This window comes from Novipirellula caenicola, from assembly GCF_039545035.1.
Lineage (GTDB): Bacteria > Planctomycetota > Planctomycetia > Pirellulales > Pirellulaceae > Novipirellula > Novipirellula caenicola.
In genome coordinates this window covers 739,210-750,078 of record NZ_BAABRO010000002.1, presented here as the reverse complement: position 1 = coordinate 750,078, position 10,869 = coordinate 739,210, and the positions used below count along the sequence as shown (strand labels likewise).

Annotated in this window: 8 protein-coding genes; 6 read left to right on the top strand and 2 right to left on the bottom strand. The window is 54.6% G+C overall.

Features of this window, described 5'->3' with window-relative positions:
• The first annotated feature begins 29 nt into the window (after positions 1–29).
• The 6 genes from flgK (at position 30) to ppk2 (ending at position 7,273) form a co-directional block, all read left to right on the top strand.
• Positions 30–1,718 carry a flagellar hook-associated protein FlgK gene (gene flgK, locus ABEA92_RS06810; RefSeq protein WP_345683053.1) on the top strand — a complete coding sequence of 563 codons (1,689 nt, stop codon included), beginning with the start codon at positions 30–32 and terminating at the stop codon, positions 1,716–1,718.
• Positions 1,719–2,477: 759 nt separating this feature from the next.
• Positions 2,478–3,548: a phosphate ABC transporter substrate-binding protein PstS gene (pstS, locus tag ABEA92_RS06805; RefSeq protein ID WP_345683052.1), complete on the top strand. Its 1,071-nt coding sequence runs from the start codon at positions 2,478–2,480 to the stop codon at positions 3,546–3,548.
• A 100-nt stretch (positions 3,549–3,648) separates the two neighbouring features.
• Complete coding sequence (gene pstC / locus ABEA92_RS06800; RefSeq protein ID WP_345683051.1) at positions 3,649–4,629, top strand: phosphate ABC transporter permease subunit PstC; 981 nt, start codon at positions 3,649–3,651, stop codon at positions 4,627–4,629.
• Entirely contained in the window at positions 4,626–5,540 is a 915-nt protein-coding gene (gene pstA, locus ABEA92_RS06795; protein ID WP_345683050.1) for a phosphate ABC transporter permease PstA, read from the top strand. Before pstC ends, pstA begins: the two co-directional genes overlap by 4 nt.
• A 10-nt stretch (positions 5,541–5,550) precedes the next feature.
• Complete coding sequence (gene pstB, locus ABEA92_RS06790) at positions 5,551–6,372, top strand: phosphate ABC transporter ATP-binding protein PstB (RefSeq protein WP_425572400.1); 822 nt, start codon at positions 5,551–5,553, stop codon at positions 6,370–6,372.
• Between the two features lie 4 nt (positions 6,373–6,376).
• Complete coding sequence (gene ppk2 / locus ABEA92_RS06785; protein WP_345683204.1) at positions 6,377–7,273, top strand: polyphosphate kinase 2; 897 nt, start codon at positions 6,377–6,379, stop codon at positions 7,271–7,273.
• A 44-nt stretch (positions 7,274–7,317) separates the two neighbouring features.
• On the opposite strand, the gene ABEA92_RS06780 is transcribed toward ppk2, so the two are convergent.
• Positions 7,318–8,415, bottom strand: a complete 1,098-nt coding sequence (locus ABEA92_RS06780; RefSeq protein ID WP_345683049.1) for a DUF1570 domain-containing protein — start codon at positions 8,413–8,415, stop codon at positions 7,318–7,320.
• 180 nt (positions 8,416–8,595) lie between these two features.
• Entirely contained in the window at positions 8,596–10,722 is a 2,127-nt protein-coding gene (locus tag ABEA92_RS06775) for an alpha/beta hydrolase family protein (RefSeq protein ID WP_345683048.1), read from the bottom strand.
• Between the last annotated feature and the right edge of the window lie 147 nt (positions 10,723–10,869).

Sequence of the window (10,869 nt, the reverse complement as noted above, 5' to 3'; positions counted from 1 at the left end):
CGGTTCTTTCGGTCAATTGAGACATCGGTATGGGCCTTCTCGGCACGATCCAGCAATCCAAAGGCGCACTCGATGCGGCCCAAATCGGCCTTCAGGTCGTGGGCAACAACGTCGCCAATGCGAATACTCCTGGCTATATTCGCCAGGAGCTGCAGCAGGCGTCTGCGGTAGCCGTTCGCGAGGGCAACTTGATCTCCGGGCACGGAGTTCGCCCCACGGGCATCGTCCAAGTCGTTGACGAAGCGCTGTTCGAGCGGATGATCGACGCCAAAACCGCGTTGGCCGGAGCCGAATCGCTCGAAAGTGCCTATGCTCAACTCGAAGAGCTCTCGACCGACCTGGACAATACGGGGCTGAGCCAGCAGTTTTCGTTGTTTAACAACGCGGTTCATGAATTATCGACCCAACCGGGGGACGCCTCGCTCCGTGAATTTGTGATTTTGCAGGGCCAGACGTTAGCGGAAAATATTCGCAACGTTCGCAGCAAAGCGACCGATCGCCAACAAGCTTGGGATGGCGATCTAAAGGACGCTGCTAGCGACATCAATCGTTTGACCCAACGCATTGCTGAGCTGAATCTCGAGATTGCCACGATCGAAGGGGGCGGGCTAATCAATAGCGACGCCACCGGGCTAAGAGATCAGCGATACAGCTATCTCGAAGAACTTGCGTCCTATGTCGATTTGAATATCCAGGAACAGCCAAGCGGAGCCGTTTCGGTATTTGTAGGGGGCGATTACCTCGTCAACGACGGAATCAGCCGCGACGTCTATAGCCATTACAGCGAGGAGTTCGAGGCCCAGGAAATCCGGATCATCGAAACCGATTCGCCGCTCGATGCGACCGGCGGTCAAGTTGGCGCGATTGTCAAAGCACGCGATGAAGTCTTTGGTGACTACATCACCGGGATCGACCGTATGGCTTCGGCGTTGATTCGCAGTGTCAACGAAGTGCACTCGCAGGGACAAGGTCGAGAAGGGTTTCAGGAATTGCTTTCCAGCGTCCGATCAGACGCCTTTGTACCGCTGGATCAGGCCGGTTTGCCGTGGACGCCCACCAACGGCACCTTTGACATGAACCTGGTCGATGCATCGGGCGATGTGATCTCGACTCACCGAATCAAAGTAAGAAATCTAGGCGATGTCACCGATTCGACAGTCAATTCAATCGTCGCCGATATTGATGCGATTGATGGTATTTCGGCCAGCGTGACCAGCAGCGGGCAAATCGAAATCCTGTCCGACTCGCCAACGTCGTCGTTTACGTTCGGAGAAGACACCAGTGGTTTCTTGGCGGCTGCTGGCATCAATACTTTCTTTGTCGGTCGCAATGCCGTTGATATCAATGTCAACGACACGCTGAAAAACGACAGCGATTTTCTCGCGATCAGCGCAGGCGGTATCGGCGAAGACACCGACGTGTTGTCCAGCATGTTGGACTTGGTGGACCGGCCGATGTCGGAGCTCGAAGGTCGATCGATTCGAGGGATCTATGAATCGACCATCGCCACCATGGCTCAGAAGATTAGCTTGCAAGGAAGTGAGGCCGATGGTCTTCGCGACTTTTATGCCACGCTTCAAAGCCAGCATCTTGCCATCACCGGGGTCAATATCGATGAGGAATCAATCAAGCTGATTGCCTACCAGCGCGCGTTTCAAGCTTCGTCGCGAGTGATCGCGACCGCCACCGAAATGCTCGACATCTTGATGACGCTGTAGCCGCCACGAATGCGGATTGGGCCGCCGACCCAATGCCATCGACTCTTTGCCCAAGTTTTGAAGCTGCACGTTTCTCCCAACTGATGCGTGAGTTCTGAAGTTGCGCGCTTAGACGTTCTTCGGGAAAAAGGCCGGCCATTTGCTAGCTGCCCTCATCAAGTCCCAGCAAACGGCCGGACCGTTGGCCCTACAATTCATTGGTTTTCTTGGTCCCAGCCCGTTGGGCTGGGCTAGGCAAACGTCCGGGGCTTTGCCCCTAAATACAAACGCGCAACTTCAAAACGCCCACGCCGGGATGTTGTCTTCGCGGAGCGTTAACCCAAGCCGATGCCAATGGCCGCCAGCATTTCGTGTGCTCGTGATGGAGTGGCAACCTCGATCAATCAATGCTTTCTTTGACGCGGTCACAGCGAGTGCCGGATCCGAATTGCAGCGAAATCTCGTTCGCTTTGCGGCGATGACTCGCCTCCGTCGCCCCGCACCCTCATGTTCGGAAAACAGAAGGTGCATTGTCGGTTTAGCACCCAAATAGCCCGTCTGCGTCTTCATAATCGGGCATTTTTGCCAATGGTTAAGGTGGCTGGCGATCGCATAAACGTCATAAAACGCGGGATTATAGGACCCTTGGGCTTGGCGGACGCCGATTGTTAAGAGAGCGTTAATTATTGGTTAGCAAAGGTTCCGGCGGGCGAATGGGGGGACTACAACTGGGCTCAAAAGTTTCAGATCGCCTCCCCGGTAACCAGTAAGAGTCCCATTGTGAACAAAACAGCGTTTCGCTTTTGTTGTCTCACCGCCCTCACGGTTTTGGTCGGTTGCAACGCTTCGAGCACATCGAGTTCCTCGCCCGGCGGTGACTCTGGTTCGGCAGCCCAGAACATCAAATTGCAAGGCTCTGGGGCGAGTTTCCCTGCTCCGCTGTATGGTCGTTGGTTCAAAGAGTACAGTGCCGCGACCGAAGGCGTGAAGGTGGATTACCAAGCCAAGGGAAGTGGCGGCGGGATCAAGGATTTCATTGGTCACACGGTTGATTTTGCAGCCAGTGACGCGGCGATGAACGACAGCGAAATCGCTCAAGTCGACGACGGCGTGGTATTGCTGCCGATGACCGCCGGTAGCGTGGTGTTGGCTTACAACCTGCCAAAGTTGAAGAAGCCTTTGGTGCTGTCGCGAGACGCCTACAGCAAGATCTTCTTGGGCAAAATTGCCAAGTGGAATGACGAGGCGATCACCGCGACCAACGAAGGAGTGGATCTTCCTGATTTGCCCGTCACGGTCGTCCGGCGTGCGGACAGCAGCGGAACCACGTTTGTGTTCACCAACCATCTTAGTGCCATCAGCAAGGAGTTCGCAGACGGCCCCGGCGTTGGGAAATCGGTCAGTTGGCCCGAGAGCGATAAGTTTATCGCCGCACCGAAAAACGATGGCGTCACCGCAACCATCATGCAAACCCCTGGTGCGATCGGCTATGTCGAGTTCGGTTTCGCCGATCAAGCCAAGCTGCCAATGGCGACCTTGCAGAACGCTGCAGGAAAATTCATCGAGCCCACGCTCGAAAACGCAACCGCAGCTTTGGCAGGCGTTGAGATGCCCGAAGATTTGCGTGCTTGGTTGCCAGACCCTACCGGCGATAACGCGTACCCGATTGTTAGTTACACATGGCTGCTGTGCTACGAAAAGTACGAGGATTCATCCAAAGCCGCGGCGCTGAAGAGTCTTGTCAAATGGTGTTTGCATCAGGGGCAAGAGTCGAGTGCGGAAATGGGATACATCCCGCTGCCGGAAAACGTCGTCGCAACAGTGACTGAAAAACTAGAGAGCATCCAATAGTTTGCCAGCCCAAGATGCCGTGATGGACGACTCGTCCATCACGACAGTCGATCGCTAAAGCGATTGATTTGATTTTGTTGTTCTTTATCTAGGCGATCTCATGGCCAATGCCACGCTTTCCGATCTGGCGGAATCGGCGTCAATCTCCTCGCCTCCATCAACGATGGAGATTGCGAAGGATCGTGTGTTCCGTGGATTGACACGCGGCTTTGCTTGGTTGACGGTGTTGGTGGTGTTTTTGGTGGTGTATGAAGTTGCCACCAAAGCCATGCCGGCGATCAGCGAGCACGGGTTCCGTTTTGTGACCTCGTCGACTTGGGATGTGCAGAACGAAGAGTTCGGCGTATTGCCCGAGATTTGGGGGACGCTCTACAGTTCGCTTTTAGCGCTGCTGATTGGCGGTTTCTTTGGCGTTTCGATCGCGATCTTTCTAACGCAAGACTTCTTGCCGCATCGGGTCGAGTGGGCATTCAAGAACATTGTTGAATTGTTGGCCGCGATTCCCAGCGTGGTTTACGGTTTGTGGGGCATCTTTGTCGTGATCCCGATGTTGCGTCCGGTGGCCGGTTGGTTGCACGAGAACTTGGGCTGGATTCCATTCTTCAAAACCTCGCTTTCCGGCCCAGGAATGTTGCCGGCCGCATTGGTTTTGTCGATCATGATTTTGCCCACGGTTTCGGCAATTTCTCGCGACGCGTTGAGCAACGTGCCGCGGAAATTAAAAGAAGCGGCCTTTGGGTTGGGGGCCACACGCTGGGAAGCGATCATCGGAGTGATCGTCCCCACGGCATCGACCGGCATCTTCGGAGCTCTGGTGCTTGGGTTTGGCCGAGCTTTGGGCGAGACGATGGCGCTGGCGATGTTGGTCGGAAATTCCAATCAGATGAGTCTGTCGCTCTTTTCGCCTGGAAACACGTTGGCTTCGCTGTTGGCGAACCATTTCCCCGAAGCCGGTGAACGCGAAGAACCGGTGTTGATGTACGCCGCGTTGATCCTGTTGGCGATCACGTTGTTGGTGAACATCTGCGGCGCGTTTGTATTGAAGCACGCGTCGGCTCGCATGCGTGGAGCTACAAAATGAACACGGCCGAAATCGCGACCGAATTTAGCGATGTTGATTTCCCTCGTCTCGAGCGTTCGCTGCGTCATCCGCGAACCTTGTTCAGTATCGTATTGAGCATCGGAACCGGGGTGGCCACGATCATCGCGTGTGTGCCTCTGTTCAGCGTGTTGATCATGTTGATCTATCGAGGTGGCAAAAAGCTTTCGCTGGCCTTGTTCACCGAATTGCCCCCGACGGCATTCGAAGAGGGGGGGGGCTTTGGCAACGCGATCGTCGGCACGATCGTGATCGTATCGATCGCCGCGGCGATCGCGATTCCCGTTGGTATCTTGACCGCCGTTTTCTTGGCCGAGTTCGGTCCGCAGAGTAAGACAGCGTCGATCGCTCGTTTCTGTGCGAAGACGTTGACCGGGTTGCCGTCGATTTTGGCAGGCGTGTTCGCCTACGCCGCGATCGTGCTAGCGACTGGCGGTTATTCCGCGCCGGCCGGCGGGGTGGCATTGGCGTTACTGATGTTACCGACCGTGATTTTGACCGCCGAAGAATCGATGCGAATGGTTCCGGTGAAAATGAAAGAGGCGGCGATTGGGATGGGCTGCACCCCGACTCAGGTGGCTTGGAAAATCGTCTTGCCCACCGCATTGCCCGGCATCTTGACCGGCGTGATGTTGGCCGTTGCCCGCGCCGCCGGAGAAACTGCACCGCTGCTGTTTACCGCATTGTTTAGTAATTACTGGATCTTTGAGGACGGAAGTTCTCAGGTCATGGAGCCGACCGCCTCGCTTGCTGTGTTCATTTACAACTTTTCGGGCATGCCGTTTGAGAACCAAATCGAAATGGCATGGGCCGCATCCTTGATCTTGGTGTTGATGGTTTTGACGATCAACATTATCGGTCAAATCATTTCGAGTCGCGCCAAAGTCTCCTAGGAAAAAACACGTGATTGCTTCAGCTAAAGTTGAAAACGATGTCCTCGCCAACGGCAATGGTTCGTTGTTGTTGGACTGTAATATCGAAAATTTGTATTACGGAAACTTCCGTGCGGTTCGTGACAGCCGGATTCCGATTCATCGCGGTTCGATCACCGCGTTCATCGGTCCGTCGGGATGTGGCAAAAGTAGTGCACTGCGTTGCTTGAACCGAATGAACGATTTGGTACGTGGGTTTCGCTTTGAAGGCCATGTTCATTTTCGTGGCAAAGACATTTATCACGCCAAAGTCGATCCGGTAGCAGTGCGTCGTTATATCGGAATGGTGTTCCAGCAACCCAATCCGTTTGCAATGAGCATCTATAACAACGTGGCCTTTGGTTTGCGATTGAATCGCTATCGCGGCGACATCGCCGAGAAGGTGGAAAAGGCATTGCGAGGTGCGGCGCTGTGGGACGAGGTCAAGGATAAACTGAAAAACAGCGGTCTTTCGCTCTCAGGTGGACAACAGCAACGGCTTTGTATTGCACGTGCGATTGCGACGGAGCCCGAAGTGTTGTTGATGGATGAACCGTGTTCGGCGCTGGACCCGATCGCCACACGACGCATCGAGGATTTGATGCAAGAATTGAAAGAAAACTACACGATTGCGATCGTGACCCACAATCTGCAGCAAGCGAAGCGTGTGGCGGACCAAACCGCTTTCATGTATGTCGATACCAGCGGCGGTGGACGAACCGGTTACTTGGTCGAGTTTGGCGAAACCAACGAACTGTTCGATTCGCCACGCGAAGATGCGACAAAACAATACATCAGCGGCGAGTTTAGCTAAGATGATGGGGGAAGCACTGTATTCACGTATCCGAGACGAGATCTTGGATTCGATTGATGAAGAGCTCGAACTGGAACGCGAAGATGCGATGACCGAGGACGCGCGTCCCAATTTGGCGGACCGTAAGTCACGGTTTCGCCGTCGCTACTTTGTCGAGCTGCTAAGGCTGCAGGAGGAACTGGTCAAGCTGCAAGATTGGGTGGTTGCCACCGGCACGCGTGTCGCCGTATTGTTCGAAGGGCGTGACGCGGCGGGCAAAGGAGGCGTAATCAAGCGAATCACCCAGCGATTGAATCCACGCGTGTGCCGTGTCGTCGCGCTGCCGGCCCCCAACGAGCGAGAAAAGACCCAGTGGTATTTTCAGCGTTACGTCAACCATCTTCCCGGCGCCGGTGAAATCGCCCTGTTCGATCGCAGTTGGTACAACCGCGCCGGAGTCGAGCGAGTGATGGGGTTTTGTACCGACAACGAATATGAGCATTTTCTTCGCACTGCTCCCGAGTTCGAACGAATGTTGGTCGATTCGGGAATCATTCTGATCAAATACTGGCTTTCGATCACCGACGAAGAGCAGCAGTTTCGCTTTCAATGCCGCATTCACGACCCATTGAAACAGTGGAAATTGAGTCCGATGGATTTGGAATCACGCAAACGCTGGGAACAGTACACGATCGCAAAAGAAATCATGCTCGAGCGAACGCATACCGCTCATGCACCATGGTGGATCGTGGATGCGGTAGACAAGAAGCGAGCAAGACTTAATTGCATCACCCACTTTTTGAGCCAAGTGCCCTACACCGAGGTGCAAACCGAGAGTATTGAATTGCCGCAGCGCGAACGAAGCGACGATTACCAACGCATCCAAATGCCTGAGCGAATGTTTGTGCCAAGTCTGTTTTAAGTGGCAGCCGAATTCCGCCCAGCGCGTCCCATGCGTGTCCGGCGCTAACGTACGCGGCGCATGTAGGTCAGAAATTGTTTGTCGAGCTTTTCGAGCGTGGTGTCAAACGCCGTTTCAAACATCGCAATGCGTTCGCGTTTACTTAACTCGACAAGCGGTTTGACTTCGCTGAGCTGTCGCAGGTAGTTGACGAATTCTTCGCGGTGCGTCTTGAGCAGGAAATAGGTCAACGCCCAGCCTTCGCCATACGCATCGGCGGCTGTGGCGGGGCTGCGGAATCGCGAGTCATCGGCGATCAGCGTCGCCAGCGATTCATCGGGGCGGGTTGGCAGATAGCTGTTCCAGCGTGCTAGGTTTTTTTGGTTGACGCGTCCAATGCCTCGCCATCCCTTCGCATTACGACGGTCGGGTGATTCAAAAAACATCGCCAAGCCTTCGCTGACCCACATCGGGTTGTCAGCAAAACGCCGCTGCAGGCCACAGTTGTAGGCGAGTTGATGGGTCGCTTCATGAATGATCGTGGCAATGTTTCGCTCCCAATTAGGAACATTAAACGTGGTCATCCGGTTGCTGGCGAGATGGTAATAACCGATGACCGAATTTGCCGATTCACCAATTTCGTTTTTTGCGTGCTGTAGGAACGAATCGTGGTCATCCAACAACAACGCGACCAAGGGAAACCGCGGTTCAGGCAATTCCCACCGCTGATTTTTCCAGTAGGAAAAAAAACTGCGATACAATTGTTCGAACAAACTTCCCACCAACCGGGCGTGATTTTCGTCAGTGTTATGAATGATCAAATAGTTTGCCGTTTGATAAACCGAAAATCCCGGCGGCATCTCTTTGGTCATTCGCTGGATCATCTGCTCGTCACTGATCGGGACGAGAGGGTCTGAGTTGCTTGTGCGTTTGATTAAATTTTCGGGCTGGATCGTCCAGATCCGTCCGTCGTCTGCCTGAACCAACAGCCCCCCATCCTGTGCCTCGACCAACAACTCCCCTACCACCGTGCGGGGCGGAGCGGTGTCATCGGATCCTGTCCCAGGTTTGAACTGGATCGTCTCGAAGCCGCACGCATTGCCGCTGCCGAGCATGATCAGGAGAGAGCCGATGAATAGAAGTGGGGTGACGGTTTGAAGCATCCGTGACGTGTTCCTTCGATGACCTTGAAGACGAGCAGCGAAAGCTTGATCAGCGAACCGATCAAGCGAACTCTACCTCATTGTAGTCGTGGTCACGTCGATCTCGCCAGACAACCAAGTTGTGGGGGGAACGCAGGCGGCATTGCTGAGAGAAATCCGTGCAGCGAAAATCCGCGATTTTTAGCGTCCGTTCGACAAATCGTTGGAAAATGTGACGCCCAGGTCCTCGTTTTTTATCTCCGAAAACTCCGCTTTCCACTGTTCCACATTGCTGCCGCTGATCTCCATTTTCTGCACTCGATTGGCGGCCATTGCCGCGATTTGGGACATTTCGGTGAACTTGCTGATGTTCAGCAAATCGGGAGCGTCACGGTTTGTAATCGGCAGATCTGCCAAAGAGAGTTTGTTGACTCGGTCGTTGAATAGGCTGGCCAGTAGCGACCAAGCGGCTGATTCCGCTCGGCCGTGGAGCGTCCATTTCGCGGATTCAAACGCAGGCAATGTCTCAATCGCCTGCAACGCTCGAAGCACGTCATAAATTTGCATTCCCGCTGCGGTTTGGCCGAGCAACATGAAACGTCGGCGGATGTGAGTCCGGCGAACCGGATCACGTGTCCATTCGGTGAATCCCACCCCGCGAGGAGCCACGTAGACCGTGGGCGCGACTAGCGAGTCGTCTCGCAATTGTTTCCACGTTTCGTTATCGGCTGTGACGCCGCGAAACCGCTGCGGCATCGCAACGGCCAATCCCGTGGCGACGCGTTGCCACGATTGTTGGTCCAAGACAACCACGTTCACCATCGTCGCCTGTTCCGATGACGCTGGGGCCACCGTGAACAGGGGCAAACGGTAGGGCGACTGCGAGGTGAACTCGATTGCAGCGACGTTCATCCCATCGATTTGTTGTTCTGCGATCGTTTTCGTATCGAGCGATTCGGCGACGGCGGGCCAACCGCCAAACGTTTTGCTTTTCAAAAGTGAAATGCACTGATCATGCTGCTCCGATGTTGACTTGTTGGTTTTTCCAGAGGTTTTGGAATCCCATTGGGGGACAAATGTTTCGTCGATACTGGTAACCCGCTCATCGTGCGGCAGCGAATCGAACACCTTTAACTGCTCGATTTCAAACAGCGGCGTCGCGGTCGTGTTGATCAGCGCGTTGTCAGATCTCAGATGGCGATTGAACCACCGAAACGCGTGGATACGAAGTTCCTGAGTATCGGTGTGAGGGCCTTCGGTGATGTGCAACCCAATGTTCTTTTCCTGGTCGTATAGCTTGTAGATCGAACGTACCTTGGAATAGACGTCGACTACTCCGTCGAGCGGAAAGATCGAGTCTTTGTCGGTATTCGAGATCAACAACGGACGTGGCGCGATCAGCGCGGCGACCATCGGATAATCCCATCGGTAGGTGTTGACCATGTACATGCAATCGCAATGACCTTCGACACAACCATCGACAACATGATTTTCAAGCGAGGTGATGCCGGCCACGGGGACAGCGGCCTTCACGCGTTCGTCCAAGGCGGCGATGTACCACGAATAAGCCCCGCCTCCGCTGCGACCTGTCACCCCTAGCCGTTCGCCGTCGACCTCAGGCCGAGACTGTAAATAATCCAGTGCCCGAATCCCGTTCCAAGCTTCGACACCGGCGGGGGTGTAGCCGCGATTGTTCCACCACCACGCCCCTTCACGATACGTGCCATGATGAATCCCTTCGATTTCGCCCAACTGAATCGTGTCGATGGTCAAACATACATAGCCGTTACGGGCAAACCAGCCGCCATGATATTGGTAGTAGGTTTTGTTGCCGTAACTGATTCCGTCCTTCTTTACTTTGCCATGCCCGCAAACGTACAGGATCGCTGGAAGTGGGCCGTCCTGTTTCGCGGGCCGGTAAAGGTTTCCGGTCACGTACAGGCCTGGCATCGATTGAAAATGGACATTCTCGACCACCACGTCCTCGGCGGTCGCTGAACCGGTGACCACAGGCGATAACGGCGTGCGTTCGGGTAGCGGCGAGAGTCCGAGCATCTCGTGCAGTTGATCGCGGTAACCATCACGGCGTTGTTCCCAATCGTCGAGTGTTTTGATGTCCGCAAACGTGGTGGCACTGATGAATTCGGTTTCGCGGCGAAAGTATTCATTGACAAGTTGATCGCCACGACCGGTGTCCACGATTGATTCAGTGTCTACGATCGTTTTAGTGTCGGGCTTGTTCGCGGTATCACGGGGATCGGCTGCGTTGGCGTAAGCAGCGAAAAAAAGCAGGCAATAGGCGGCTGCGGTGCGAATTCGTGAGTGCATGGCGAGTCAGATTGAAGGAAGGGGGGAAATTGGAACGATAGGACCGGCAAAGAGCAGGACCGGCCAAGGCAGGATTTGGAGGAGGCTGGATTGGGGGAAATAATGGCGTGCGGCAAGCTCGGGTAGGCCAATCGGCCGAAAGTCTAT